This window comes from Pelagibaculum spongiae, from assembly GCF_003097315.1.
Classification (GTDB): domain Bacteria; phylum Pseudomonadota; class Gammaproteobacteria; order Enterobacterales; family Pelagibaculaceae; genus Pelagibaculum; species Pelagibaculum spongiae.
The window spans coordinates 161,066-187,873 of record NZ_QDDL01000002.1 but is presented as its reverse complement, the minus strand read 5'-3'; the positions used below and the strand labels follow the sequence as shown (position 1 = coordinate 187,873).

The window sequence follows — 26,808 nt, the reverse complement described above, 5'->3', positions numbered from 1 at the left end:
CTGCAAGGGAAAGGAAAAAGTATTGCTTGGTGCTATCCGTAGTAGGCAGTACTCAATCAGCATCAGGTGCTACAAAAAGGCCCTGATGCTGATAGGCATTCTTTGTTAATGCTCGCGAGTTGCGAAGAATCTTACTTCAGGCCAACGTTCTTCAGTCAGGCTCAAATTAACTCGGGTGGGTGCGATATAGGCTAAATTATCTGCGCCGTCGAGTGCTAGGTTATCGAAGCATTTCTTTTTAAATTCTTCGAATTTCTTTGGGTCATCACACTCTACCCAGCGAGCAGTGGCAACGTTAACACCTTCATAAATTGCTTCTGCTTTATATTCAGCCTTCAAGCGGTGAGCAACCACATCAAACTGCAATACACCAACCGCACCAACGATTAGTTCGTTGCTGTTTAACGGGCGGAATACTTGAGTTGCCCCTTCTTCAGATAGCTCGATCAAACCTTTTTGCAATGCTTTGTTTTTCAGTGGATCACGTAGACGGATTCGCTTAAACAATTCTGGTGCAAAGTTTGGAATGCCTTTGAATTTGAGATCTTCACCGACGGTAAAGGTATCGCCAATTTGAATATTGCCATGGTTATGCAAGCCGATAATGTCGCCAGCCCAAGCTTCTTCTAGATGTTGACGGTCGCCAGCCATGAAGGTTAATGCGTTAGCAATTTGAATATCACGCTTTAACCGCACATGTCGCATTTTAAGGCTTTTAGTGTACTGGCCAGAACAAATGCGCATAAAAGCGATACGGTCTCGGTGCTGAGGATCCATGTTTGCCTGAATCTTAAACACAAAGCCGGTCATGGTTTGTTCGCCGGCTTGAACCATTCGATCTTCTGTTTCACGGGGCTGAGGTGGTGGCGCAATTTTTACAAAATCATCCAAGAAATGGTCAATACCAAAATTGCCCATTGCCGTGCCGAAATATACTGGCGTTAGCTCACCTTTAAGGAACATGTCTAAGTCGAATTCGTGGCTAGCGCCTTGAACCAATTCGATCTCGTCGATGATTTCATCAACCGTTTCACTACCAATGGCTTCACGCGATTCGGCGCTATCGAGCCCTTTGATACGACGGTAGTCATGACGTTCATGGCCGTGGCCACCTTCATACAAAATGATTTCGTCATTTAACAGGTGATAAACACCCTTAAAATATTTACCCATGCCAATTGGCCAAGTCACAGGGGCACATTTAATCTTGAGAACGTCTTCGACTTCATCTAACAGCTCGATAGGATCTCGTGTATCTCGATCGAGTTTATTTATAAATGTCAGAATCGGTGTGGTGCGCAACCGACATACATCTAAAAGTTTGATGGTTCGTGCTTCTACACCCTTTGCCGCATCGATCATCATTAAAGCTGAGTCAACTGCGGTCAAAGTCCGGTAAGTATCTTCTGAGAAATCTTCGTGACCGGGGGTGTCGAGCAAATTAACTGTGCAGTCATGGTAAGGGAACTGCATCACCGAAGTGGTTACAGAAATACCACGCTGCTTTTCCATTTCCATCCAGTCGGATGTGGCATGCTTGGTGTTTTTACGTCCTTTTACGGTACCTGCCACCTGAATTGCCTTGCCGTGTAACAGCAATTTTTCAGTCATGGTGGTTTTACCAGCATCTGGGTGAGAGATGATGGCAAAGGTTCGTCGCTGGGCGATTTCTTCTGGCATCACTTGAGTATTTGAAGTGGGTTGTGACATGTCTGCCTTCTATCTGGCTCAAACCATGACCGAACGGTGCGGCAGTGGTTCTGCCTAGGCCGTGAACATTGGTCGAATCTATAAACGGCGGCCATTTTCGCTGATCTTGCCGCGCGAAACAAATCTCATATCGCAAGTGGTTGGCCAATCGCTATAAACTGTGAAGAATTAAACCCTTGAGATGCGGTATATCAAGCTTGTGCCAGCCATTTTCTAACGGAAAAATCATGTTGACCGATGATCTCTTTGCCTCACAGCCTCAACCAGCGATCCAGTTACAAGCACAAGCTTGGTTATTGCCCGCTTTTGCTTGCTCGGTTGACCAGCAGTTGTGGGCTGATATTCAAACGGTGATTGCTCAAGCAGCGCTGCGACAAATGCAAATACCGGGTGGCAAAACTATGTCGGTAGCGATGACCAATTGTGGTGATTATGGTTGGGTCAGTGATCGTAGCGGTTATCGTTACTCAGCAACAGATCCTCAGACTGGCAGTTCATGGCCTGCGATTCCGGAATCATTATTCGACTTAGCAGTGAGTGCAGCAAAAGCTGCAGGGTTTGATTCGTTTCTACCGGATGCTTGCTTGATTAATCGTTATTTAACTGGCTGTAAAATGTCATTGCACCAAGATAAAGATGAGCAAGACATGACAGCGCCGATTGTTTCTGTCTCGCTGGGAATTGATGCAGTATTTCAATTAGGCGGATTTACTCGAACTGGCCCAAAGCTGAAGGTGCCTTTGGCCCATGGAGATGTACTGGTTTGGGGTGGCGAAGATCGATTGCGTTATCATGGCGTGCTCACTGTAAAGCAAGCACAGCATCCTTTAGTCGGGGGGCAGAGAATTAATTTGACGTTTAGAAAATCAAATTGAATTAATTTTATTCTTTTGCTTGGCGGAGTAATTTCGAGCTGAGGAAATAGATAAAATAACAAACTGCAGGCAGCCTAGTAATTGGCTGCGCTGTCGAAGGTGCTTTTAGCTATGGCATCGGCCCAAGGTAAAGCTTTGTCTCGCTGAATTGAATCTGCTGGGTTATTCAGATTTGACTAGTCTGCAATGGTCTGTTGTCGAATAAAGTTACTAAATAATAATTCGATTAAAACTGAGTCCAAACTTCTTTTATCTTATTCAGAGCCAAAGTTTTTATCGGACTAGTTCCAACAATTAACTAATTTCGCTTGAGCCTGAATTATCTGTGACGCATCGGAGTTTTTTTATTGCGCTATTTTATAACTACCGGACTGGCGGCGAATAACAAGTGAGAGATGAATCAGCGACGCGAGTTAAATGACAAGTAAAACAAAAATCTCAGTTGCGGAAGCCACCAGACAAAAAAATACCCGCTCGGGAGCAGGTATTTTAAAATGCTTACTTAGTAAAACTAGTAAGTAATGGTGTGAGCCACACGAATCATATCTTCATCCGGCTTAGATTTTTTCTCGATCGCTTCTGCTAAAGACGTCGTCACTACTTGCTGGTTCCGAGTGCCGACCATTACACCACCTACGCCTTGCAATAATTTTTCTACTGCGGCCACACCTAATCGACAAGCTAAAACTCGATCGGCACAAGTCGGTGAACCGCCGCGCTGCAAGTGACCTAATACAGTAACTCGAACCTGCATATCTTTTAATGCATCTTCAGTTTGGCGAGCCAGTTTGAATACGCCGCCACACTGATCGCCTTCGGCAACCATCACAATCATTGAACGTTTGCCGCGTGAGTGAAGATCATTCAAACGAGAAACCAGATATTTCACATCGGTTTCTTCTTCTGGAATCAGAATTTCGCTGCAGCCAGAAGCCATACCAGCGTGCAATGCAATAAAGCCCGCATCTCGGCCCATGACTTCGATAAAAAATAAACGGTTATGGGATTCTGCGGTGTCGTCAATTTTATCCACCGCTTCCATTACCGTGTTAACCGCGGTATCAAAGCCAATAGTGAAGTCAGTGCCGTAAATATCGTTATCGATAGTAGCTGGAACACCGACTACTGAAATGCCGTGTTCTTGAGCGATTTTTAAGGCGCCGGTAAAAGAGCCATCACCACCGATTACAACCAGACCTTTAATATTTCGTTTTTTTAGGTTTTCAGCTGCGGTGGCTCGGCCAGCTTCGGTACGGAAATCTTCACAGCGGGCTGACAGTAAAGTAGTGCCGCCTTGGTTGATGATGTGCGAGACAGATTTAGCATCCATTGGAATGAAGTCATCATCGATCAATCCTTGATAACCGCAACGAACGCCGTATACGTCGACGTCAGCATTTAGACCAGCACGAACCGCTGCACGAACTGCTGCGTTCATACCTGGAGCATCACCGCCAGAAGTTAATATTGCAATAGAAGGTTTAGCCATTGTTGCCTCTAATCTAATGTGGTTTGGCACCGCTGAATTCAGCTAGATGTCATATATTTGCGCGCAATCAGCTACCAAGTCTTAGCTCAGATACCGTTGCTTGCTACTAAAAATCTAAAGTAAATGAATTTTCTTACAGCGAGTTTACCAGATCCAGCGATACCCAAACCACTTCAAAGTGCAGAACTCACATTTTGGCGAATGGATATGAATCATGGGCGCTGTCTCACAGTTAGTTATTTTGTCAGGTTTTGTCCTCTCAGTTTGCTGTCGAAGATCAAGCAAGTCGCAACTGTTGCTTTTAGGCTCTGATCAGGAATGATTTTTCCGCTGATGGAGATGTAATGATGTTGCGGCTTGCTGGATTCTCAATCACCCTTGCACTGGCAATTATGCTTGCTGGTTGTGGTGGCTCAAATAGTAGTCAATTTACACCTGGCATTATTCAAGGTCAGGCCGTTAAAGGCATATTGCATAATGCGCAGGTTGCAGCTTATGCAATTCGCGATGGACAAGTAGATAGCACCGCACTTGCTAGCACTACTACCGATATCACTGGAAACTATTCATTACCGTTGTCAGATTGGAGCGGGCCGGTACTTCTGATTTTAAGCACCACTGCAAACACTCTTATGCAATGTGAATTATCTCTTGGCTGTAGTGAAAGTGAGAGTGACAATAATGGTGGAAATAGCCAAGTTGCTATGGGTGAATTTTTTAACTTTCACCAAGCCAGTTTTCAGTTAAAAGCTTATATGGCATCTGCCGATGATTTCCAACTGATTACCCCCATCAGCGATATGGCAGCCGCTAGAATTGAGCAACAAGCGGTATTCTCGGCTGACGATATCCGTCAGCAAAATCAGCAAGCCCGATTATATTTTGATTTACCTCCCGAAGCAGAAATGCTGCCAGGGTTTGCTGGGCTACTTTCTGCACAAGCGGATCAAGCAAGAGAAATGGCGTTAATGGCCGCGTTTGCTCGAGCAGCTGCGGAGCAAGAATTATCTCTGAGTGTTTATTTACAGCAAATGAAAAATGATTTTTCAGCTGACGGCCAATTACCTGCAGATTCAGATGATGGCCACTCGATTGCTGAGTTATCCGAAGCGGCAATGCAAATTTTGCCGACTAACCATGCGGCGACCAATCGTTTACAGCAAATGCGTGATCAAGCGCGTCAGTCAGATTCAACGAATTGGAATGGCGATGCTACGCGGGTTACTTCACGTTCGGCGGTCAATCAGGTAAGAGATAGTTCGAGCAATTTAAAACAATCTATTGCCGAGCAGCTACAGCAAGGTAGCCAAGCGGAAGATCAGCGCCAAGCAGATTGGCGAGAGAAAATGCAGCCTTTAACCGGTGCTGAGCAGCAAGCTTCTTTATTGTTACAACTGTTGGCTGCGGTATCGAGTGTTGATCTGGTAAATAATGCAGTTACGGTTAATTTAGCGGATTTATTAACTAGTCTAGGGTTACCCAATGCATCGGCCGACGGCACTATTACTGCAGCTGTTGCTGGTGATAACACAAGATTAATTATTAATGGCTCGATTACGGTTTCTGGTTCTACTACCAATATTGAAATGAGTTTGTTAGGTGATTCATTGCAAGCACTTCAAGATGGCATTGGAAATTGGCAATTAGAGCAAAGCGAAAATATTAATAATCAACTGACGACTAATGATTTGTCGGTGGTGTTTGATTCAGGTGATTTAACTTTTATTGCCAGCGGCCAATATCAAATGTCGGCCCAGGCAACTATCAGCCAACTTGGTCAACAAAATCCTCTAAGTTGGAGTGGTGGCTGGAACCTCAAGGTGCAAAGTGACCAGGGGAATTTGCTCGCTGATTCTCAATTAATTAGTCGATTAGATAGCTTGCCAGCAATTGAAGATTTACTCGGTGCAACCGATAGTCTACCTCTGGGAGTGTGGGATAAGTTTTCTGGATTGCAGCTTGACGGTGAATTGTTACAAGGTAGCCAGAGTATTTTTAACGGTGATTTTGCGCTGCTGAAAATGTCTTTAGAAACTGAGGGTGTCGTTACACAGCAAGCCAGTTTGAATTATCTAGAATTAACGCCAGCTGCTGGACAGTCGGTGGAAAACTATTTTATTCAGGTAACTAAAGGTGCAGATCGATTAACAGCTAGTGAGCTAGATTTTGCCGCAACCAATGGTTCGACTCTTGAAGCTAGTTTACAAATCTCGGCACAGAAAGTTTCTGACAGTTGGAAGAGCAATGCATTTTCTATTAATGGCCAGTTAGTTCTACCGAATGCCCAGTTAGATATTCAAGGTAATGCAACGCTATCAAGCCAGCTTTCGCCGCAAGATAGTCAGCAAATGGTGCAGATGATTGATCACTTGAACTTGGATATAACTCTGAGCATGGCTGGCATCGATGCACTGACATTGGAAGCTGAGCAAGCCGCTTATGGTGAAGCGCTGAGTTTAAGTGCGTTGGTAAGGATTGGCTTTTTGATTATCCGAATTAATATCTGATTAATCAGATGTAAGCTCAAAAAATAAAATTCCTAGCACCCTCTGGCTAATTAGTGCCAGAGAGTGTTTTGGGTTTTGTTTATTGTTACAATACAGGTATTTAAGGTCTTGTATTTTGAAATGAACCGCCATGTATTCTAGCTTGGTCTATGCTGTTTTTAAATAATAATTTGAATCAGGTTTGATCTGTTATGGCGCTGCAAAAAATCGTTCCACACCCTTTCAAAAATGGTTTCACCCTAATTGAATTGATGATTGTTATTGCCTTGGTGGGTATTTTGGCCGGTGTAGCGATTCCTTCTTTTCAAAGCTTTATGGTGGGTAACCGAATCAAAACTACCGTTTCTGATCTAAAAACTGATTTCCGTCTAGCACGTTCTGAAGCAATGAAAAATGCTTCTGTTGTGACGATTTGCTCTAGTAGTGATGGTGCCAGCTGTAATGGAAGCCGAGGAAGTTGGAGTGTCGGTAGGATTGCCTTTTTAGATAGGAATTCAAATAGGCAAGTTGATGCTAATGATTCTATTTTTCTCATTCGAGATAGTTTAAGTCGATCAGACAAACTAGATTATCGTGGTTTTCCATCATCCAATTATTTTCAATATTCAGCTCTGGGTCGCAGTAATGATATGAACGGCACCTTTGTTTTTTGTGCCGAATCGGTCGCTGCAGATAAATTTAAAGGCTTGAGTATTAACAAAGGTGGCCGTGCCAGAGAAACTATCGATGGAGATGGTGACGGTGTTCAGGAATATTTTTCTAGTGGGGCGGCAATAGCGTGTAAGTGATTTTTTTTGCAATCTCTTGGTAGGTATTGATATTCAAAAGAATACAGGTCATTTTTCACGCAGCGAAACGCGACAAGATATAACTGCCACGCTTCGCCTTAGCTCAAAGAAACCTATCGTGTCTCTTGTTCAAGCAGCCTTCTGAAACGCGTCTACTTTTACTGCTTTATTTCTATCTAGCCAAATTAATAGCGGCGGTAGGAATAATAAATCAACCATCAATGCAAAACCGATGGTAATTGAAAGTAAAATACCTAAATCGCGAGTCGGATTAAGGTGAGAGGTTAGCATCACTAAAAATCCGGCAATTAAAACACTAGATGTAATAATCAAAGCTACCCCGACTGTTTTAAATGCATAGCGAATCGCATCGGCAGCATCGAGGTTTTGTTCGTTTCTAGCGCGCAGGTATTTACTCAAAAAATGCACTGTATCATCGACTACTATGCCAAGCGATATGCAGATCACCACCGCGACTGCAGTATCGACATATCCAGCGACAATTCCCCAAACACCATAAGCCAATAATGCTGGGAAAATATTCGGCACCAAAGTAATTAAGCCCATTTTTACCGATTTAAGTGCAAATGCCATGACGATACAAATCATAAGCAACGCCAGCCCGGTGCCTTGTACCAAGCCTTGAATGTTAGTACGCATTAATCGGGCGAAGACCATTTCCAGTCCAGTAGCATCGGAGACGATAACCGATGGTAGGTTTGCTTTTGCCCAAATTTGCGATCGCTGATCGAGATTAAGCAAGGTTTCTGAATCGGTCATTTTCAGTACAATGGCCATTCGGCTGGCGGCGCGATCCATGGTTAATAAATTATCCAGCCCTAAACCCATTGGCAGCGATAATTCGTACAGCAATAAATACTGAGCGGTTAATTGTCGGTTTTCTGGTATCTGATATAGCTTGGGGTCATCGGCATTCATATTCCGATTTAGCCGTTTGATAATATCCGCCAAGCTTTCAACATGACTCACTTCAGGCTGCTGACGGTACCAATTGGCAAGTTCTTCCAACTGCTGCAAATATTGAGGGTCATTAATGCCATTTTCTTTGCCAGAATCGACAATTTTATGAATGCGGTGGCCAGTGCCCAGGTTTTGATTCATTGCTTCAATGGATTGTCTGGCTTCGAAGGTTTCATCGAAATAGAGGTGCCAGTTTTCGGTCAGAGTATTTTGCGGTACAAAACTACCGAGTCCTAGCACCACAACAATAGTTGCCAGCATTAAACCTTTACGCCAGCGAATCACTATATCGGCGAAGCGTGACATAATATGCACTTGCTGATTGGTGGTGTTCGATGCATTAGCACTGGTTGCTAGTTTGCCTTTTGGAAGTGGTAACCAAGCAAGTAATGCTGGCAATAAAAATAGTGATAACACCATTGCCATAAACACCCCCATTGCGATTAGGTTGCCCATATCCCGATAGGGTGGTGAATCTGAAGTATTTAAACACAGCAAGCCGATAATAGTAGTTATGCTGGTAATAACTACTGGGCTGAAATTAAGTCGTAATGTTTCTTTAATCGCAGCGAATTTAATTTGTTGTGATGACCATTCGGATGCCCGTCTTAATAGCCGAATATTTTGCTGCTGCAAGCTCTGGTAATAGCTTACTAGCAGGTGAACTGCATCGGCCACTGCAATGGTCATAATTGCCGTAGGGACAAAGCCAGAAACTGGGGTTAGTTTTCCACCAATTAAACCCCAAATTCCCATTGCCAAGCCGACTGAGCTAGCAATAATTGCCAAGGTTAAAATAACTCCAGAAGGGCTACGCAGTAGTAAAAACAGCATGGAAATAATCACTAATGAGCTAAGCCCAGTGAGTTGTTGTAAATCTTGCTCGATCGCTTCTTTCATGCTCTGGTTAGAAATGGTGGTGCCAGCCAGTAGAATTTTATTACCTGGAAACTGCGCTAGCATTTGGTCGCGCAGTGCCCGGCCAGCATCCACCACTTGTTTGGTGGTTGCGCCTTCACTGTCTTCTTCTGGCAATACAAAGGTCACCAATACCACGGTGGCTTTGCCATTATCTTTAGCCAATGCGCCATTGAGTTCTGGTTCTTGTAGCAATGTTTTTCGAATATATGCGACTTTCTCTACTGATAAGTCCGACGGGTCTTCAATCAGCGGATTAATCAGTAAATCATCTTGCTCAACCACCGTATGCTGGTAATTGGATAAAGAGAATGCGCGTTGGGCGAAGGGTAACTGCCAACTCGCTTCGGTCAGTTGATAAACCAGCTCCAGCGTTTGCGGGTTGAATATACCCTGTGGAAACTTTTCATTATCGGCCTCGACGTAAAAAACCAAGCTATGTTGACCGGTGAAATCTTGCTCCATCCGCTCAAGATCCATCAGCCATGGATTGTCTTTGTCGAAATAGATACGCAAGTCAGAACTGATGCTTAGTAGAGCCAGCCCGGAGGACAAACCCAGAATAATTAGAAGTGAAAACAGCACAATCAGTTTATGCCGCTGTAGAAGCCAATCGGTATAACGCTGCAACATAGCCAGCCTTTGTTTTTGTTATTTTTAGCTGTGACCAAAGATTCTACCGATTGAGCAGTCTTTTGGCGATGTTGAATTTTTCAAAAATTGGGATGAGTTAGTGATTACTTTTAAGGCTAAGCCGATAACTCAACGCTTCTAATAGATGCGGTCGTTCTATTTGCGCCAGCTGTTGCATATCCGCCAAGGTTCTTGCCACCCGTAAGGTGCGGTGAAGGGCTCGGCCAGATTGCCCTAATTTATCCAGTGATTGGCATAGGAAATCATAGTCCTCAGTAGTTAATTGACAGAATTGTTTGATCTGTTTTACCGACAGCCGTGCATTTGGAATATTTTGCCGCTGTTGCTGAATTTGCCGAGATGCGATTACTCGCTGTCGAACTAGCTCGCTTGCTTCGCCGAGGCTGGTCTGGCTAATTTGTTGTAGTGGCTGAGCCGGTACTTCAATTGATAAATCAAATCGATCGAGTAGTGGGCCAGATATTCGAGATTGATAACGCTGAATGTTTTCCTGGCTACATTGGCAAGCTTGTTTGGGGTGGCCGAGCATGCCACAAGGGCATGGGTTCATTGCGCCGACTAACTGAAAGCGAGCTGGGTAGCGTTTTTGCTGGCTGGCGCGAGATATTTCTACCGCACCGGCTTCTAATGGTTGGCGCAATGTATCGAGAATTTTTCTTGGAAATTCTGCCAGTTCATCGAGAAATAATACCCCGTGATGAGCCAGAGAAATCTCGCCGGGTAAGGGCTTACTACCGCCGCCAATTAGAGCCACTGCAGAACTAGTGTGATGTGGGCTGCGAAAAGGCCGAATACCCCACAAATCAGCATTAAAAGGATTTCGCAGCGAATGAACCGCCGCAGATTCCAGTGCTTCTCGTTCGGTCATTGCCGGTAAAATTCCTGCTAGTCGGCTCGCCAACATGGTTTTTCCGCTACCGGGAGGGCCTGACATTAGGAGATGGTGATTGCCGGCAGCAGCAATTTCTAACACTCTTCTGGCTTGAAACTGCCCTTGAATGTCGGCCATGTCAGGTAGTTGCTTGTGGTGGCGCGCCAAAGATTGCTGACTGGATAACTGTTCGCTCCATAAAGGTGGCAGTAATTGTTGCTGGGATAAGTGAGCGCATACTTGCAACAAATTATTAGAAGCGGCGAAATTTTCACCGTTGGCCAGTGCTGCTTCTGCCGCATTAGCTGATGGCAGCATCAGTGCCTGTTGTTTCTTTTTACACATTAAAGCGGTAGGCAAAACACTATCAACCGAGCGAACTTCACCCGATAACCCCAACTCACCAATTAATACCCAATGTTCTAGTTGGGGCACATAAAGCTGTTTGGTTGCTAGCAAAAGTGCCACGGCAATCGGCAGGTCAAAACGACCACCATCCTTGGGTAAATCGGCAGGTGCAAGGTTAATGGTGATTCGTTGCTCGGAAGGATATTCATAGCCACATGAAAGCAAGGCCGCTCTAACGCGCTCTTTACTTTCTTTGACTGCTGTCTCTGGAAGGCCAACCAATGTAAAGCCGGGCAAGCCACCGCTGAGGTGAACTTCAACTAATACCGACGGTGCATCAAGACCAGCTGCTCTGCTGGTAACTTGGGCGAGGCTCATAAGAAAAAAACTTTAAGGGTATGAGCTTCAAGTTTAGACCCCGGCTAGTATTTTAAAAGGCGACATTCTTGCCTAAACATTTGTTGGTGAATGCCGATAAATGCTTAGCCAGTAAATTTAAAAGTAATATTTGCTTTTTCATCATTTGACTGGGCGCTATTTGTTACATGAGTAACAAAATAAATTTATCAGAAAGTCAGCATTTATAACAATGTGGCATCTGGATATCTTGGAGTGAATCATGCGGGTTCTGATGACGATGACAGTAAAGAAACGACTGTTTGGCTTAGTTTTTATAGCTTTAGCTATGATGGCTGGGCTATCTGTTTCTGCGCTAGTTGATCAAAAAAACTTAATGAGGCAGGAACGAATTGGTTTACTAGCAACGCAATTAGAAACTATGGACGGCGTAATTGACCAGCAATTAAAAAGTATGCAGGCATCGGGTATACCTATTGATAAATCGCTAAATATGACTTTTGGTCAGGTGAGTAAATATCGATATTCAAAAGGCTCTGGATATTTCATTATTCTTGACAGGAACTATCAGCTTCGTGCCACGCGAGATGATTCAACTTTATTAGGAACCAATGTTGCTAATTGGCAAGACTCCCATGGCAGACGAATTTTTAAAGATATGTGGGGTTTGGTTGATAATGGTGAAAATTATATTGAATATTATTATCCAAAGAATTCGGGTGGCGAACCTCACCCAAAAGCGACCTTGCTAAAATATCTTCCTAAGCTAGATATGGTCTTAGCAACCGGTGTTTATATCGATGATATTGATGCGCTATTTTATTCGAAACTACGAACTACATTGCTAATTATTGGACTACTGGCAATAGCTTTTATTGCGGTAAGTCTGGCGATTGCCAAATCGATTACCATGCCATTGCAAATGATGGTTGGTCTGGCTCAAAAATCTGCTGCGGGTGACTTAACTCATCGTTTAAATAGCTGTGGTAAGAGTGAATTATGTCAGTTGGCCGATGCGTTTAATTCTATGTTAGAGAGTATGTCAGCACTGGTGAAGCAGCTGGGTCATTCGACCAATGATCTGGATAGCACTATTTCAGATGTGACAGCAGTTGCAGAGCAAACTAATCGCAATGCTAGAAATGAATCACAAGAAGTAGATAATATTGCCAGTGCGGTAGAAGAAATGGCAGCGGCGATTGCAGAAGTTGATAGAAATATTACTCAATCTGCGGATGCAACAGAAACCTGTAATCAGCTTGGGTTACAAACCGGGCAAAAACTAGATAAAGCCAGTGATTCAATCAGTTTGGCATCGCAGCAAATTGGTCAGGCGGAAACAGTGGTTTTGGCGTTACGAGAAGGCACTGAAAAAATTAACGAAGTGCTGTCGGTGATTAATCAGATTTCTGAACAAACTAATTTATTAGCATTAAATGCTGCAATTGAAGCAGCGCGAGCAGGTGAATCTGGTCGGGGCTTTGCGGTGGTTGCCGATGAAGTGCGTGTGTTGGCGCAAAATACTCGCCAGTCGACTACAGAAATTCAAGGGATCATTGAACAATTGCAGAGTCAGGCTAATCAGGCTGCTGAGGTAATGCAAACCAGCTCAACATCTACTCGTGAATCTGTTGAGGTAGTGGCCGAAAGTAGCCAGCAACTGCAGCAAGTGTTGAAAAAGTTGTCGTTTACTTCAGGTTTAGGCCAGCAAATATCAGCATCGGCGACTGAACAAACGGCAGTTGCTGAAGAAATTAGCCGTAATCTGGTAAATATCAGCGGAATGTCTCGAGAGAATTTGTCTGGCTGCGATCAAACATTAAATAGCTGTCATCAGGTAGCTGATTTGGCTGAAAAATTACGCAAGGAAATTAGTAGGTATCGCTGTTAGGAAATAGGCTTTAAAATAGCGGATTTGGAAAGTTGTTAAATCGAAAAAAACCTCAATAATTAATTATCGAGGTTTTTATTTCCAAGGACGGAATGTATACCGCAAAGAGGCATGGATGCCAGTGCGGATATTGTTACTTTAAACGCGATAGCTATTTTTTCAGCCATTTTCTACCTTCGCTATCGGCCATTTTAAGCGCGTCAATAACTTGCTTAACTGATACTGCAAAGGGTTCATGGTCCATCGATTCGCCTTTACTACAGGCAGCTTCGGCAATCATTTGTAATTCTGTTGTTGACGGGTCAGCCAAGCCGAGTGATTCCAAAGTCATTGGCAGCTTTATCCGGTGACAAAAACTATAAACACGATCTATTTCATCTCGACTGCGACCGGTTAAAAACATCATTGCCTGCACGCCGAATGCAACCTTCTCACCATGCATCGACTGGCGGGTTTGAGGTAGTGCTGTCAGCCCATTGCCAATGGCATGTGCTGCTGCTAAACCGCCACTTTCATAACCTAAACCACTCAGTAAAATATTGGTTTCAACGATGTGTTCCAATGCCGGTGTTACGACTTGAATCTTTGCCGCGTCGACGGCTAACTCTCCCCATTCCATTAAAGTCTCATGGCATAGCTTGGCAATCGCGGTGGCAATTAATGGTGGCCGTCGCCCGGCTTGATTAGATTTACCTGACTGGCGACAGTCCTCGGTTTCATAAAGCGTCGCTAGCGCATCGCCCATACCTGCGACCAAACTGCGAAGGGGCGCTCTGGCAATAACACCGGTATCGACAATCACGGCATCGGGATTTCTTGGCAGTTGCAGATATCGTTTAAAGCGGCCGTCTTTGTAGTAAATGATCGACAGCGAGCTACAAGGAGAATCGTTAGAAGCGAGCGTTGGAACGACAACCAGTCGACAGCCGTGCATGAAAGCAACAACTTTGGCAGTGTCGAGGGTTTTGCCGCCACCTATTCCAATAATGACATCACAGTCAGCGTCTTCGGCTTGGATAACTAGTCGGTCAATTTCTTCATCACTACATTCACCGCTAAAAGTTTCAACCAGCCACGGCATGTAATCAGACAGACCTTCGCTGATTTCTGGCATTAAGTGAAGGTGAACCCATGAATCGGCAATGATTAATGCTCTATGTCCCTGGCGGGCCGCTTCTTCGCCGAGTGCGGATAATGCGTTATCACCCTGAACATAACGACCAGGGAAAATAGCAGTTGCGAGCATGAAGCCTCCTGAAACAGTGTCAAATGAACAACACTATGGAGTGATAGGGGGGAATTCAGTTGCATAGCCAAGCTAATTGCAGCTGAATTCTGCATTTTAGGGTGGCTTGGGTATAAATAGATTAGATGCAGATTGGCAGAAGTAAAATAAATGCGTTTGATATGTATCAAATGGTTGTCGACAAAAATATCGGCAACCATCAACAGAAATAAGCAAGCGATGCAAAGAAGTGCTCGATCAGATTTTCTGTTTTAGTTTTTCTCGAATCATTTCTACCCGTTTTTTATTGGCGCCTAAATCGCTATATCCAATCCGTGATGCTGAACGAACTGCGATATGTTTTTTAGTAGCCACAAAATGCAACTCAACGTCATCGGTATAACGTATGAGGGGTGTAGTAAAAGTCAGGTGAAGATAATTTTCTGATCTGGAAACGACTTCAGTATTGCTCTGAGCGGCTAAATCATCCGCGAGCCAGTTCCAATCATCAACCGATTGAACAGCCAATGGCTCAATGTAATGGCTATCTGAGATGGCCATATCACTACAAACGCAGTTGGGCTTAGAAGCGCAGTCAGCTAATTTTTGATCGCTCAACCCACCGGCGACAGGCGTACCTGCGCAACCTAATAAAGACATAACCATTGCGGCACTCAGTAAGTATTTCATAACAGCTATTTCTCATTATATTCGTGAGGAACTGATCATAATGCTCAGGCCTCTTTAGGGGGTGGCTATATGCTCAGTGACAGCTGACAAACTGTCAATTACTTGCAGTGAAATAATCGATTTCGTAGTGAATCGTTGAATTTTGTTTGATATCTAATCGTCGCATTGTTCCGGTTCGCTGACGTGTTCAATCATCCGCTGCAGTAAATCACGAATATGATGGTCATCTGGCTGATAAAGCATTTGCTTGCCACTGCGAGTGCCCTTAAGAATGCGTGCCTTGCGCAGACTTCTTAAGTGATGGCTGGTAAGCGACTGTGACATGTCTGCTGCGGTGGATAGGCAGCACACCGGCTTGGGCTCATCTAGGCAAGCCATTACTAGTTTCAAGCGACCTTCATCGCCAAGTAGCTTGAACAGAGTTGCCATCTGAGAGAGTTGTTTGGGATCAGGAGAAGTCATCTGGGCCGAATTGTCACATGCAAGAGTGCCTATGATTTCGTTCTCGGGAGATTTGGTCAAGTATCTGTTTGCTCAATTAGGTCTATAAAGGTAGGTATTCGGCAAATTTAGTTCGGTATAAGCATATTTTTTGTATACGAACTAACCGGCTTTTTTATTGCTGGTTTTGATATCAAGGAATGCACTATGCAATTCAAGGATGATCCTGTTATTGCAGTTATCGGGCTGGGCTATGTAGGTTTACCGCTGGCATTGGCTTTTGGTGAACACTATCAAACGCTAGGTTTTGATCTCAGAGATGAGCGGGTTAAGGCGTTATTAGATGGTTATGACGAAACTGAAGAAGTATCTGCCAGAGATATTGCTAAGGCGAATTATTTAAGTCTCACCGGGCAATTGGGTGATTTAAAGCGAGCTGATATTTACATCGTCACGGTACCTACGCCGATTGATGATAGCCGCCGGCCTGACATGTCAGCATTGAAGTTCGCTTGCTCGATGCTGGCCGGTTACCTCGAAAAAAATAATGTAGTGGTGTTTGAATCGACGGTGTACCCTGGCGCTACCGAAGAAATTTGTATTCCAATTCTGCAGAAAAAATCATCGCTGACATTAAATGAAGACTTATTTGTTGGATATAGTCCAGAAAGAATTAATCCTGGCGATAAGAAAAATCAGCTAAAAAATATCTGCAAGATTACCTCTGGATCCAGTCCAGAATCTGCCATCTACATAGATCAAATCTATCAAAGTGTACTGATTGCCAAGACCTACCGAGCGCCTTCTATTAAGGTCGCAGAAGCAGCAAAGGTTATTGAGAACACCCAGCGAGATGTCAATATTGCTTTAATGAATGAATTATTAGTAATTCTGGATAAATTAAATATCGATGCTGGTGAAGTTCTACAAGCGGCTAGAACCAAATGGAATTTCTTGCCGTTTACCCCGGGTTTGGTAGGTGGGCATTGCATTGGAGTTGACCCGTATTATTTGATTTATAAAGCAGAGCAGCATGGTTATTATCCACAAATTATTACTGGCGCTCGTCAGGTTAATGACTGTATGGCGGAATACATTGCCAGTCGAGTCGTTAAAAAGATGTTAAAAAGAAAAATGCATGTGGAAGGTGGCAGTGTTCTATTGATGGGGCTGGCGTTTAAAGAAAACTGCAAAGATATTCGTAATAGTAAAACTATCGATGTGATCAGGAATTTAGAAGAATACGGCTTGCAAGTCGATGTTTATGATCCGCTGGTTGACAAGCAAGATGCGGATAAGAGATTTTCTATCGAGTTATATTCGAAATTACCAAAAAAACAGTATGATGTGATTCTGACTGTAGTGCCGCATAGCTGCTTTGAAAACGACCCTGATGTTCAAAATTTATTAAGGCAACATCAGAATCGTATTATTTATCAGGTTAAATCTGGTTGATTAAACCTGATTAAAAGATTTTTTAGCAATAAAGTTTTCAATGTTGCTAGTAATGATACCTACCAATCGCTGACGTGCTTCACTGCTGCCCCAGGCGCAGTGGGGTGTAATAATCAGGTTGGGAATCGATGGGTTTAGCAGCGGATTGTCAGGCGTAGGTGGTTCTTGGCTAAGTACATCGGTCGCGGCACCAGCAATTGTTCGATTAATTAACGCTTTGGCTAAAGCAGTTTCATTAATAATTCCCCCGCGAGCAGTATTAATGATAAATGCTGATGGTTTCATTTGTGCCAACTGTGCAGTATCAATCAGGTTCTCTGTATTGGCGGTTAGTGGGCAGTGAATGCTTAATACATCCGCCTCAACCAATAACTGATCAAGTACCATTCGCGGATACGGGTCTTTAGGTTTAGTTTCACCCGCCAGAATAATCTTCATGCCAAAACCTTCGGCAATCTGACAAACTCCTTTGGCCAGATCACCATAGCCAACAATACCGAGAGTTTTTCCTGCTAGTTCAACAATCGGGTAATCCAATAAGCAAAACTGATTGGAGCGGCACCAGTCACCCTGATTAACAGCTTGAGCATATTCTGCGGTTTTGTTTGCTAATGCCAATATCAGTGAAAAAGCATGTTGGGCAACTGAGGCTCTGCCATAATTCACTACGTTACATACTGCAATGCCTAAATCTTTAGCGGCGATTAAATCTACATTATTGGTTCCGGTAGCTGCAATGCAAATTAATTTAAGTGATTTAGCTTGGCTGAGCGTTTCTCGATTTAAAAATACTTTATTACTGACAACAACGGTTGCGTTTTTTATCCGCTGGGCAACCTGCGTTGGTTGTGTGCTAGGCCAAAGCTGCCAGTTGTTTAAGGTAGCCGTTAGACCTGACAGATCTGGCCCTTGGCCGTTGGCTTGGCAGAGGGTATCGCAATCTAGAAAAACACCAAGTTGGCCCATAAAATATCCTACCGAAAATAATTTACAAAACAGGTTTAAGTAATTGAGTCTGGTTAAAAAAATGAAGGTTTGAAAAGGGTGTCAATTGGGAGAAGATAAAATGCGCGCTATTACTAAATCAATAGCGCGCATAATCAGTTAAACAAATTATTTTTGAAGTTGGCTTAACTGTTGATCTTTCGCTTGCCAAATACTATTCAGCCAGCCTTGGAACTGAGTCCGATAGGCCTTGTCTGTTTCATAGTCACCGACTAGGTCAGCAGGCCGCTGAATCACTTTGACATCAACCTTAATTGTTGGAATCCTGCCACAACAGAAATCCCAAAAACTATTGTTTTTAGTCGAGTAATGAACCGTGACATCAACAATGTTCTGAATTTGATCACCCAATGCATCGAGTACAAAACTAATCCCACCTGACTTTGGTTTTAACAGGTTTTGGTAGGGCGAGTTTTGTCGCTGCTTCTTGGCCGGAGTAAAGCGAGTGCCTTCGACAAAGTTCATCACTGAAATTGGCATATGGCGAAATTTCTCACAGGCCTTTTTTGTAGTCTCTTTATCTTTTCCTTTCATTTCAGGATGCTTAGCTAAATAAGATTTGCTATAGCGCTTCATAAATGGGAAGTCTAAAGCCCACCATGCCAAGCCTAAAACAGGTACTTTAATTAATTCTTGTTTTAAGAAGAATTTTAAAAAAGGTATTTTCCGGTTTAAGACATGCTGTAATACCAAAATGTCGGTCCAGCTTTGGTGGTTGGAAATCACTAAAAACCAATCGTTGGTTTTTAACATTGGATTATCTATCCCGGTGACTTGCCAATTTACTTTGCGGGTCAGAGCCAAAATTCCACTATTACAAGTCACCCAGCTTCCGGCAAAAAAATGCAGGATCTTACTGAGGCCTTTTTGCACCGGAGTAATCGGTAATAGTGCTTTAACCAAGCCAAACACCACAATTGGCGTAGCCCACAATATTGTATTGATGAGATACAACATAAAACTGATGGCACCTAAAACCGGTGCGGGAAGAAACTGCAGCATTAGTCCTCCAAATAGGTATAGCCGCGAAAGCCTTCGCGGAGTTCGCCCAGCCAGCATTGTTTGTCTGCTGGGTCGAGGTTGCTGGCGTTCAAGCTGGCTTCCAGTGAATTGAGCAATTCTTTTGCGTCATAATTCACGTATTCTAATAAATCTTCAACTGTATCGCCCATTTTAGGTTGAACTAGTTGATAGCCAGTCGCAGTTAATTCGACATGCACCGAGTCGGTGTCACCGAACAGGTTGTGCATATCGCCCAGAATTTCCTGGTAAGCACCCACTAAGAAAAAAGCCAACAGCTGAGGTTTGTCTTTGGGGGGCAGGGGCAGTGGCAGGGTGCTTTCAACGCCTTCGCCATCGGCGTAATCGTCAATTCGGCCATCTGAATCACAGGTAATGTCCTGCAAGCGCGCACGAATTGCTGGCGGTTGATCCAACCCTTGCAAAGGCATCACTGGAAAAACTTGGCCAATTCCCCAAACGTCTGGCAATGACTGGAACAGTGATAAATTACAAAACAGCCGGTGGGCCAGTTTTTCATTTAACTGATCGAGAATTGGGCGATGGGGGCGGCGAGCTGGATCTAATTTGGGCAATAGCTGCCGACAAAATTGCATCCAAATTGCTTCAGCCTGAGCCTTTTCTACCAGAGAAAACTCACCATGCAGATAGCCCTCGGCAATTTCAGACAAGGCCTGCTCTGCCTGGCTGAATGCTTGCAATGGCTGGTTGGAGTTCACCTGTTGCAGTTTTTGCCACAACAATTGTAATGCCAGAGGTGATGATGCAGCGGGTGCTGAAACTGGCAGAGCATCGGGAATTTCCCGATCAATCACATTGGTGATAAGTACCGCATGGTGTGCACTTAAACCACGGCCTGACTCAGTGAAAATAGTCGGCTGGGGCTGCTTTTCTCTGTTACAGGCTTCGGCTAATCCACGAACTATTTGGCTAGCATAATCATCAATGGTGTAATTGGTAGAGAAATGGCTATTTGAGCCGGTACCTTCGTAATCAACGCCTAGGCCACCACCAACATCAACAATATCAATCGGTGCGCCAAAACGGCGTAGCTCGGCGTAATAGCGAGCACACTCGCTAACGCCACGACGAATTTCATGGATATCAGAAATCTGCGAACCCATATGGAAATGTAATAATTTCAGGCAGTGCTGAGACTGCTGCTGCTTGAGAATATCCATCGCCTGAATCAACTGGCCTGCAGTTAAGCCGAACTTGCCTTTTTCGCCACCGGTATTTTGCCATTGCCCTGATGAAACAGTGGATAACCGGGTTCGTAAGCCAATCACGGGTTGAATATTCATCACCCGGCCTTCTTGCAGAATTTGCTCAAGTTCGCTGAGTTTTTCTACCACCAAATACACTTGATGGCCGAGTTGTTGGGCAATCAGTGCTAGGCGAATATATTCGCGATCTTTGTAGCCATTGCAGACGATAATCCGGCCTGATATTGCACCATGAACAGTTTCTTGTTGGCTTAGCAGACCGAGTACCGCCAGTAATTCTGGCTTTGAACCTGCTTCCAGGCCAAGCCGATTTCCACCGGCTTTCAGCAGCCCTTCCACTAAATGGCGTTGCTGATTGGTTTTGATCGGGTAAACCGAGCTGTAACTTCCTTGGTAAGAAAACGCTTTGCGTGCCTTATCAAAAGCACTACAGAGTTGGCGAACTCGGCCATCCAATATATCGGTAAACCTGACTAATACCGGCAAGCGTAAGCCGCTTTGTTGAATTTCTTCCATTAGTTGCGGTAAATCGATACCAGTTGACCGATTGGTCGGTGATCGATTTTCAGGCTGGTCATCAAATACATCAGGGCAATGATGATTGGGTTTGGCGATCAGGTGCCCTTGCTGGCTGATATCGAAGTAACCTTCACTCCAGCGAGCAATATTATAAGTTTGGCGGGATTGCTCGATACTCCACTCGCTCATTCATTTTCCATTAAGCGGCATGAGATACAGCCGATCATTATACCTATCTTGCGGAGCTGCTCTAGCAATTTGCTGAACTCAATTTAATGAAAGTAATTTTCCACTACAGAGTAAAAAATACTTGCCAGCAGGTTTCGCCTAGCTATGCTTGCCCAGCAATTAATGTTTTAGTTTTAGATGGTGGAAATGATGGCGCTTGATGAGAGCTGGTATAGCGAAATTCATGGCAAAGATGGCTCAGCCTTTTCTTTTAAAATCAAAGAGAAGTTGCATGAAGAACAAACTGAATATCAGCAGATAGCAATCTATCAAACTGAAACGTTTGGTCGTTTAATGGTGATTGATGACTGTGTGATGTTGACCGATCGGGATAACTTTCTCTATCACGAAATGATGTCACATCCGGCGCTGTTTACCCATGCCGATCCTAAACGTGTGGTGATTATCGGTGGTGGTGATTGCGGCACCATGAAGGAAGTATTGAAACACCCGGGTGTGGAAGAAGCTTGGCAGGTCGAAATTGACCAGCGAGTCACTGATTTGTCAGAAGAATATTTCCCTGAATTATGCTCGGCGAATAAAGATCCAAGAGCCCATTTCTATTTTGGTGATGGTATTGCCTGGATGGCTGATCAGGGTGAAGCTGCCTTTGATTTGATTATTGTTGATTCTACCGATCCGGTTGGCCCAGCTGCAGGTCTGTTTACTCAAGCATTTTTTGCAAACTGCCTGAAAGCCTTAAAAACTGGCGGCATTATGGTCCAGCAGAGTGAATCACCGATTTATCATTCCGATTTAATTGCAGGCATGCACCGAGATATGAAAGCAGCTGGTTTTGCTGACACGAAAACGCTAGATTTCCCGCAGCCGGTTTACCCATCTGGCTGGTGGAGCGCTACCATGGCGGCGAAAGGACGCGATCTGAATAATTTCAGAGAAACTGATATTGCCAATAAGCCGTTTGAAACACTTTATTACAACCTTGAGTGCCACCATAAATCTTTGGCTTTGCCAGAGTTTATGAAAAAGGCACTGGCTAAATAAGCTTTGTCTTTTGTGTTGTTACAGAATTGAGTTGTTGCCAACGGCCTTTTCATTTGATTGGGCCGATAAAAAATAAAAATAGTTGTTTTAAAAACTAATCAAAAATTTTCAAAAGGAGTCTCTTATGCTAAGCAGTAATGAATATTTTGAAGGTAAAGTAAAATCGATTGGTGGTATTCGTTCACAAGAGATGGATGCAACCATCGGCGCAATGGAACCGGGTGAATACCAGTTTTCTACCGCGGTAAGGGAATTTATGACAGTGATTAGCGGTAGCTTAAATGTACAGCTGCCTAACAGCGATAGCTGGAAAATGTACCATGCCGGTGAAACCTTTGAAGTAGAAGCGAATAGTAGCTTCAAGCTAACGGTTGAAGTGGCTAGTAGTTATTTGTGTCGCTATGAGTGATTGATATTTTCCCAGGGATGGGAAAATTATCTATTGAGTGGTATTAAAAAATTAAAATTAATTAAAGCGTTTTAATCCGTTTCATATTCCACAGCAATGCAATACACATAAATAATAGCAACACCTTTACCCATGTTAGCGGTACCACATAAATGCTAATTGAAAAACTCAGAACAATTAAAACATAAGCGCGTTTTTTATTGCTGGCTTTTATCCCTTTGTGTTTTTCCCAATCGTTAATGGCTGGGCCAAAATACTTATGGTTAATTAACCATGCGTGCAGTCGCTTGTTGCTGCGGGCAAAACACCATGCAGAAAGCAATAGAAAAGGAGTGGTTGGCAGTACCGGCAACACCACTCCGATCAATCCGGTGATCAGAGATAGCGTGCCAGCAATAGCATAAAGAATTCGCCGCATTTATGACGTCATTTCAGCTAGCAATAAATTTTTGTTGGCTTTCCATTTCGCCCAGATTGCGATGGTTTTTGAATCGATGATCTTTCCTTGGGCAATCAGCTCAACAAAGTGTTTCTCTGTGACGGGTACCTGCTCAAAAAACTCATCATCATCTTTTTGACCTGCATGTTGTTCTAATGCACGGGCTAAATAACAGTGCTGAACTTCATCACAAAAACCAGGTGCTGGTAACAGAGTGCCTAGGTCGGTCCAGTCGGTTGCATGGTGATTGGTTTCTTCGATTAATTCACGTTGTGCACACTGCAAGATATCTTCATCTGGCTCCAAGGTACCGGCGGGTACTTCGTAGATCCATTTGCCAATTGCTGGGCGATATTGCTTGAGTAACAGAATTTTGCCATCCGGCATTAGAGGAAGTATGACTACAGCACCAGGGTGATGCAGGTGAGTCCAGTCGACAATGCGATCATCAGGTAAGGTATGTTTTTGTTGTTGCACCTGAAATACGTGCCATTGGAAAAGCGTGGAAGGCATAACGTTCTCTCTTGGCTTGATTGCCTCATTATATGCCTTACCATTGCTTCTTCAGCAAATAATCACGTCATTATTTTGCGCAGTACTTGTTAACCTCTTGCTGTGCTTGTTCGGTCATCAAGCGACGTTCTTCTGTTGAGTAAATGCGTTTATTGCCTTTTGCGTCATACGAACCGGCGCGGGGAGAATGCTTTAGCATGTTTTGCCGGTTTTTTGATTGATCACATAATATAGCGCTGCGCTTACGCAATCGTTCATTATGCCGGGCTAAAGTTTTTCCCTTCAGGCGAGATTTTTTGCTCTTGTTGACAGAATCTAGCTGCTCTTTAACAGAATTTGGCGCATCAATCGCTTCGCCAGCCAAGCCTGAACCAGTTTGTTGGCCGGTTCTTTCAACCTCGATGCCAGCAGGTGGTGAGCTGCCAAAGACTACCTTGCCGTCTTGATCTTTCCATTTGTAAATTTCTGCTGCATCTGAATAATTCGCTGCGAGAAGTGCAATTGCCAAAGCAAAAATAGGAAGCACTTTCATGTTACTGCTCCGAGAAACTGGTTATCTCTCGAAAAACTAGAAAGTTAGATCAATCGGATGTGTCGATTAGCTCTCGCTTTTAACAATGGCTGCTGCTGGGTGTTGATAGATTGTGACCAGTTTAACAAATTAATTGGTTTTGAAATAAAAAACCGCCGCTATTTATTGTGAAATAGCGGCGGTTTTTTTATACGTCAAAAGACTGCTTTTCAATTAACGCTTTTACAACTTTTTAGTATTATTTATTAGTGAATTCTGGATAGGCTTCCATTCCACAATCTGCTAAATCAACACCGTTGTATTCGTCTTCTTCGCTCACTCGAACACCCATCAGTGCTTTCAGTGCTAGCCAAACCACCAAGCTGGCACCGAATACCCAAGCAAAGATCACGGCTGCACCAATTGCTTGTGCGCCAAAGCTTGCGCCACTGTTATTGACGGGAACGACCATCACACCGAATAAACCCACTACACCATGTACTGAAATTGCGCCGACTGGATCATCAATTTTCAGCTTGTCTAAAGTCAGGATAGAGAACACCACTAACACGCCGCCACATGCGCCGATTAACGTCGCTGCTAGGCCAGTTGGTGCTAGAGGTTCTGCAGTGATGGCAACCAAGCCAGCTAATGCACCATTAAGTGTCATGGTTAAATCAGCCTTACCGAACAACAAGCGGGCGGTAATTAATGCTGAGATTACGCCGCCAGTAGCTGCTGCGTTAGTGTTAAGGAAGATTTGACCGACTGCGTTAGCGTTTTCTACATCTGACAGCAGCAATTGAGAACCACCGTTAAACCCGAACCAACCTAACCAGAGGATAAATGTACCCAATGTTGCCATAGGTAAGTTAGCACCAGGAATCGCATTAACTTCACCGTTAGCGCCGTATTTTCCTTTACGTGCCCCAAGTACCAATACCCCTGCTAAAGCTGCAGCAGCACCTGCCATGTGAACGATGCCGGAACCTGCGAAGTCAGAGAAGCCAACGGTTTCACTCAAGAAACCGCCGCCCCAGGTCCAGTAGCCTTCCATTGGATAGATGAATCCGGTCATTACTACTGAGAAGGCTAGGAAAGCCCACAACTTCATCCGCTCGGCCACTGCGCCAGAGACGATAGACATTGCAGTGGCAACAAATACCACTTGGAAGAAGAAGTCGGCGCCTAATGAGTGGTCGGCTTCGCCTTTTAACACTGCGTCGGTTGTGTGTTCAGCACCGATGGTGAAACCAAGGCTTGGTAACCAACCGGCAGAAGCGTTATCAACATACATAATGTTGTAACCCACTAGCAGAAACATCACGCAGGAAATAGCAAATAGCGCAATATTTTTAGTCAGAATTTCGGTGGTGTTTTTAGCGCGAACCAGGCCGGCTTCTAGCATGGCAAAACCAGCTGCCATCCACATAACTAGCGCGCCGCACATTAGGAAATAAAAAGTATCCAGTGCGTATTTAACTTGAGTCAGATCTTCCACGGTATTTATCCTCTTGTTCTGGGCGCAACTCAGTGAAATCTTTTTGTTTCACTTATGAGTTGTTGCAGCATTCATCGTCAAATGGTGTTAAATGGCTTCTACGCCTTCTTCACCAGTACGAATCCGGATGACTTGTTCTAGGCTGCGGACAAAAATTTTGCCGTCACCAATTTTTCCGGTGCGAGCCGCGTCGGTAATCGATTCAACCACCCGTTCGACTTGTTCTGATTCAATCGCCAACTCAATTTTTACCTTAGGTAGAAAATCAACTACGTATTCAGCGCCACGGTAGAGTTCGGTATGTCCCTTTTGTCGACCGAAACCTTTGACTTCAGAGACCGTAATCCCTTGTACGCCAATTTCCGATAATGCTTCACGAACATCATCCAACTTGAATGGCTTGATGACTGCAGTGACCAGTTTCATGGTGCTCTCCTTGTAATTACCGCCGGTTATTCACCGGGCTGACTTATTGGAAATTTGTATTGCGATTGCTGAGGAAGGAGCAATCCCTGTGCCAGTTTTATTTATTCATTTATATCAACGTGTTGAAGTGAAATCATTTATTGTGGACGAAAGCGGTGCGCACCAAAACCTGACAAACGCACGCATTTGGTGCGTTAGTTATCAATAAGTTGCAGTTAAGTGCATCGTTAATTGGTGGGTTGTCAGGCAACAAATAAAAGGAAAGTTGGATTGAAGTGGCAGGGCTCGGGCTGAATCAAAAAAAGAAACCTGCTAAATTACCTAAAGTAAATTAACCAACACACTACATATTTGCTGTCAAAGGTGTGTTTTAACCAGAACCGGAGATGTCCTATGTTCGATCCCAATATGATCGATGAACTGAGCAAGAAGCTATCTGCGGCTTTGCCCCCTGGTTTGAAACAGTTTCAACAAGAGAGCGAAAAGAGCATGCGCTCAGTGCTGCAGGGCTTTTTTTCCAAGATGGATTTGGTCACTCGTGAAGAATTTGAAGTGCAGAAAGGTGTGTTGTCACGCACCCGCTCCAAATTAGAGCAGCTGGAAGCGCAAATGGCTGAACTTCAAGCGCAGTTGAATCCGTCGCAGCCAGAAGAAAAAGAATAGCGAATCGGAAAGTAGAAAATTGGCTCGATCTAGTTAGCAGTTAGTTTTTGCCAAATAATGTTTTGCCCAGCGCTGATGATCATTTTATGGTCATCAGCGTTTTTGTATCTACAGCTTGTTAACTGAAATGGGCAGTGTTGCTC

Annotated in this window: 23 protein-coding genes; 8 read left to right on the top strand and 15 right to left on the bottom strand. The window is 44.0% G+C overall.

The genetic code is table 11. The features are described from left to right. Positions 1 to 105: 105 nt before the first annotated feature. Positions 106 to 1,680, bottom strand: coding sequence for a peptide chain release factor 3 (locus DC094_RS06790; protein ID WP_116686747.1), 1,575 nt, complete (start codon positions 1,678 to 1,680; stop codon positions 106 to 108). 257 nt (positions 1,681 to 1,937) lie between these two features. On the opposite strand from DC094_RS06790, the gene alkB reads away from it, so the two are divergent. Beyond that, positions 1,938 to 2,585 (top strand): DNA oxidative demethylase AlkB, encoded by a 648-nt coding sequence (gene alkB / locus DC094_RS06785; RefSeq protein WP_116686375.1) that lies wholly within the window; start codon positions 1,938 to 1,940, stop codon positions 2,583 to 2,585. A 511-nt stretch (positions 2,586 to 3,096) separates the two neighbouring features. Here the strand turns inward: alkB and pfkA are convergent. After that, positions 3,097 to 4,074 (bottom strand): 6-phosphofructokinase, encoded by a 978-nt coding sequence (gene pfkA / locus DC094_RS06780; RefSeq protein ID WP_116686374.1) that lies wholly within the window; start codon positions 4,072 to 4,074, stop codon positions 3,097 to 3,099. 347 nt (positions 4,075 to 4,421) lie between these two features. Here pfkA and DC094_RS06775 point away from each other — a divergent pair, with 347 nt between their 5' ends. Next, positions 4,422 to 6,581: a tropomyosin gene (locus DC094_RS06775; RefSeq protein ID WP_116686373.1), complete on the top strand. Its 2,160-nt coding sequence runs from the start codon at positions 4,422 to 4,424 to the stop codon at positions 6,579 to 6,581. A 191-nt stretch (positions 6,582 to 6,772) separates the two neighbouring features. Continuing rightward, positions 6,773 to 7,369, top strand: a complete 597-nt coding sequence (locus tag DC094_RS06770; RefSeq protein WP_116686372.1) for a GspH/FimT family pseudopilin — start codon at positions 6,773 to 6,775, stop codon at positions 7,367 to 7,369. 129 nt (positions 7,370 to 7,498) lie between these two features. Here the strand turns inward: DC094_RS06770 and DC094_RS06765 are convergent, their stop codons facing one another. Both DC094_RS06765 and DC094_RS06760 read right to left on the bottom strand, forming a co-directional pair. After that, complete coding sequence (locus DC094_RS06765; RefSeq protein WP_116686371.1) at positions 7,499 to 9,901, bottom strand: efflux RND transporter permease subunit; 2,403 nt, start codon at positions 9,899 to 9,901, stop codon at positions 7,499 to 7,501. Between the two features lie 97 nt (positions 9,902 to 9,998). Beyond that, positions 9,999 to 11,519, bottom strand: coding sequence for a YifB family Mg chelatase-like AAA ATPase (locus tag DC094_RS06760; protein ID WP_116686370.1), 1,521 nt, complete (start codon positions 11,517 to 11,519; stop codon positions 9,999 to 10,001). Between the two features lie 241 nt (positions 11,520 to 11,760). On the opposite strand from DC094_RS06760, the gene DC094_RS06755 reads away from it, so the two are divergent. Beyond that, positions 11,761 to 13,389, top strand: a complete 1,629-nt coding sequence (locus DC094_RS06755; protein WP_116686369.1) for a methyl-accepting chemotaxis protein — start codon at positions 11,761 to 11,763, stop codon at positions 13,387 to 13,389. Positions 13,390 to 13,540: 151 nt separating this feature from the next. Here the strand turns inward: DC094_RS06755 and DC094_RS06750 are convergent, their stop codons facing one another. The 3 genes from DC094_RS06750 to DC094_RS06740 all read right to left on the bottom strand — a co-directional run bounded on the left by DC094_RS06750 (position 13,541) and on the right by DC094_RS06740 (position 15,766). Continuing rightward, positions 13,541 to 14,635, bottom strand: coding sequence for a glycerol dehydrogenase (locus DC094_RS06750; RefSeq protein ID WP_116686368.1), 1,095 nt, complete (start codon positions 14,633 to 14,635; stop codon positions 13,541 to 13,543). Between the two features lie 237 nt (positions 14,636 to 14,872). Beyond that, on the bottom strand, positions 14,873 to 15,304 hold the full coding sequence (locus DC094_RS06745; protein ID WP_116686367.1) for a DUF1499 domain-containing protein: 432 nt from the start codon (positions 15,302 to 15,304) through the stop codon (positions 14,873 to 14,875). Between the two features lie 153 nt (positions 15,305 to 15,457). Beyond that, complete coding sequence (locus DC094_RS06740) at positions 15,458 to 15,766, bottom strand: ArsR/SmtB family transcription factor (RefSeq protein WP_116686366.1); 309 nt, start codon at positions 15,764 to 15,766, stop codon at positions 15,458 to 15,460. A 186-nt stretch (positions 15,767 to 15,952) separates the two neighbouring features. Between DC094_RS06740 and DC094_RS06735 the strand changes: the two genes are divergently transcribed. After that, on the top strand, positions 15,953 to 17,200 hold the full coding sequence (locus tag DC094_RS06735; RefSeq protein WP_116686365.1) for a nucleotide sugar dehydrogenase: 1,248 nt from the start codon (positions 15,953 to 15,955) through the stop codon (positions 17,198 to 17,200). Here the strand turns inward: DC094_RS06735 and DC094_RS06730 are convergent, their stop codons facing one another. From DC094_RS06730 to speA, 3 genes are all read right to left on the bottom strand, one after another. Then, entirely contained in the window at positions 17,201 to 18,166 is a 966-nt protein-coding gene (locus DC094_RS06730) for a D-2-hydroxyacid dehydrogenase (protein WP_116686364.1), read from the bottom strand. Positions 18,167 to 18,313: 147 nt separating this feature from the next. Beyond that, a complete protein-coding gene (yihG, locus tag DC094_RS06725; RefSeq protein ID WP_116686363.1) occupies positions 18,314 to 19,207 on the bottom strand; it encodes a 1-acylglycerol-3-phosphate O-acyltransferase, YihG family in 894 nt (297 codons plus the stop codon). Then, on the bottom strand, positions 19,207 to 21,159 hold the full coding sequence (gene speA / locus DC094_RS06720) for a biosynthetic arginine decarboxylase (protein WP_116686362.1): 1,953 nt from the start codon (positions 21,157 to 21,159) through the stop codon (positions 19,207 to 19,209). Before speA ends, yihG begins: the two co-directional genes overlap by 1 nt. A gap of 189 nt (positions 21,160 to 21,348) precedes the next feature. Here speA and speE point away from each other — a divergent pair, with 189 nt between their 5' ends. Both speE and ppnP read left to right on the top strand, forming a co-directional pair. Continuing rightward, positions 21,349 to 22,203, top strand: coding sequence for a polyamine aminopropyltransferase (gene speE, locus DC094_RS06715; RefSeq protein ID WP_339374120.1), 855 nt, complete (start codon positions 21,349 to 21,351; stop codon positions 22,201 to 22,203). A gap of 124 nt (positions 22,204 to 22,327) precedes the next feature. Next, positions 22,328 to 22,612, top strand: a complete 285-nt coding sequence (gene ppnP, locus DC094_RS06710) for a pyrimidine/purine nucleoside phosphorylase (protein WP_116686360.1) — start codon at positions 22,328 to 22,330, stop codon at positions 22,610 to 22,612. A 61-nt stretch (positions 22,613 to 22,673) separates the two neighbouring features. Here the strand turns inward: ppnP and DC094_RS06705 are convergent, their stop codons facing one another. The 5 genes from DC094_RS06705 to DC094_RS06685 all read right to left on the bottom strand — a co-directional run bounded on the left by DC094_RS06705 (position 22,674) and on the right by DC094_RS06685 (position 26,002). Continuing rightward, on the bottom strand, positions 22,674 to 23,030 hold the full coding sequence (locus tag DC094_RS06705; protein WP_116686359.1) for a YbaN family protein: 357 nt from the start codon (positions 23,028 to 23,030) through the stop codon (positions 22,674 to 22,676). Next, entirely contained in the window at positions 23,031 to 23,564 is a 534-nt protein-coding gene (locus DC094_RS06700; protein ID WP_116686358.1) for an NUDIX hydrolase, read from the bottom strand. It lies immediately after the preceding gene. Between the two features lie 70 nt (positions 23,565 to 23,634). Continuing rightward, entirely contained in the window at positions 23,635 to 24,096 is a 462-nt protein-coding gene (locus tag DC094_RS06695; RefSeq protein ID WP_116686357.1) for a DUF4124 domain-containing protein, read from the bottom strand. Positions 24,097 to 24,334: 238 nt separating this feature from the next. Continuing rightward, positions 24,335 to 25,525: an ammonium transporter gene (locus DC094_RS06690; protein WP_422615582.1), complete on the bottom strand. Its 1,191-nt coding sequence runs from the start codon at positions 25,523 to 25,525 to the stop codon at positions 24,335 to 24,337. Positions 25,526 to 25,663: 138 nt separating this feature from the next. Further along, positions 25,664 to 26,002 carry a P-II family nitrogen regulator gene (locus tag DC094_RS06685; RefSeq protein ID WP_116686355.1) on the bottom strand — a complete coding sequence of 113 codons (339 nt, stop codon included), beginning with the start codon at positions 26,000 to 26,002 and terminating at the stop codon, positions 25,664 to 25,666. Positions 26,003 to 26,395: 393 nt separating this feature from the next. On the opposite strand from DC094_RS06685, the gene ubiK reads away from it, so the two are divergent. After that, positions 26,396 to 26,665, top strand: a complete 270-nt coding sequence (gene ubiK, locus DC094_RS06680) for a ubiquinone biosynthesis accessory factor UbiK (RefSeq protein ID WP_116686354.1) — start codon at positions 26,396 to 26,398, stop codon at positions 26,663 to 26,665. Positions 26,666 to 26,808: the final 143 nt, after the last annotated feature.

Bases quoted from the DNA above. Each gene is read 5' to 3' on its own strand.
- DC094_RS06790 (WP_116686747.1), bottom strand. From the start codon at position 1,680: ATGCCAGAAGAAATCGCCCAGCGACGAACCTTTGCCATCATCTCTCAC.
- alkB (WP_116686375.1), top strand. From the start codon at position 1,938: ATGTTGACCGATGATCTCTTTGCCTCACAGCCTCAACCAGCGATCCAG.
- pfkA (WP_116686374.1), bottom strand. From the start codon at position 4,074: ATGGCTAAACCTTCTATTGCAATATTAACTTCTGGCGGTGATGCTCCA.
- DC094_RS06775 (WP_116686373.1), top strand. From the start codon at position 4,422: ATGTTGCGGCTTGCTGGATTCTCAATCACCCTTGCACTGGCAATTATG.
- DC094_RS06770 (WP_116686372.1), top strand. From the start codon at position 6,773: ATGGCGCTGCAAAAAATCGTTCCACACCCTTTCAAAAATGGTTTCACC.
- DC094_RS06765 (WP_116686371.1), bottom strand. From the start codon at position 9,901: ATGTTGCAGCGTTATACCGATTGGCTTCTACAGCGGCATAAACTGATT.
- DC094_RS06760 (WP_116686370.1), bottom strand. From the start codon at position 11,519: ATGAGCCTCGCCCAAGTTACCAGCAGAGCAGCTGGTCTTGATGCACCG.
- DC094_RS06755 (WP_116686369.1), top strand. From the start codon at position 11,761: ATGCGGGTTCTGATGACGATGACAGTAAAGAAACGACTGTTTGGCTTA.
- DC094_RS06750 (WP_116686368.1), bottom strand. From the start codon at position 14,635: ATGCTCGCAACTGCTATTTTCCCTGGTCGTTATGTTCAGGGTGATAAC.
- DC094_RS06745 (WP_116686367.1), bottom strand. From the start codon at position 15,304: ATGAAATACTTACTGAGTGCCGCAATGGTTATGTCTTTATTAGGTTGC.
- DC094_RS06740 (WP_116686366.1), bottom strand. From the start codon at position 15,766: ATGACTTCTCCTGATCCCAAACAACTCTCTCAGATGGCAACTCTGTTC.
- DC094_RS06735 (WP_116686365.1), top strand. From the start codon at position 15,953: ATGCAATTCAAGGATGATCCTGTTATTGCAGTTATCGGGCTGGGCTAT.
- DC094_RS06730 (WP_116686364.1), bottom strand. From the start codon at position 18,166: ATGGGCCAACTTGGTGTTTTTCTAGATTGCGATACCCTCTGCCAAGCC.
- yihG (WP_116686363.1), bottom strand. From the start codon at position 19,207: ATGCTGCAGTTTCTTCCCGCACCGGTTTTAGGTGCCATCAGTTTTATG.
- speA (WP_116686362.1), bottom strand. From the start codon at position 21,159: ATGAGCGAGTGGAGTATCGAGCAATCCCGCCAAACTTATAATATTGCT.
- speE (WP_339374120.1), top strand. From the start codon at position 21,349: ATGGCGCTTGATGAGAGCTGGTATAGCGAAATTCATGGCAAAGATGGC.
- ppnP (WP_116686360.1), top strand. From the start codon at position 22,328: ATGCTAAGCAGTAATGAATATTTTGAAGGTAAAGTAAAATCGATTGGT.
- DC094_RS06705 (WP_116686359.1), bottom strand. From the start codon at position 23,030: ATGCGGCGAATTCTTTATGCTATTGCTGGCACGCTATCTCTGATCACC.
- DC094_RS06700 (WP_116686358.1), bottom strand. From the start codon at position 23,564: ATGCCTTCCACGCTTTTCCAATGGCACGTATTTCAGGTGCAACAACAA.
- DC094_RS06695 (WP_116686357.1), bottom strand. From the start codon at position 24,096: ATGAAAGTGCTTCCTATTTTTGCTTTGGCAATTGCACTTCTCGCAGCG.
- DC094_RS06690 (WP_422615582.1), bottom strand. From the start codon at position 25,525: ATGTGCGGCGCGCTAGTTATGTGGATGGCAGCTGGTTTTGCCATGCTA.
- DC094_RS06685 (WP_116686355.1), bottom strand. From the start codon at position 26,002: ATGAAACTGGTCACTGCAGTCATCAAGCCATTCAAGTTGGATGATGTT.
- ubiK (WP_116686354.1), top strand. From the start codon at position 26,396: ATGTTCGATCCCAATATGATCGATGAACTGAGCAAGAAGCTATCTGCG.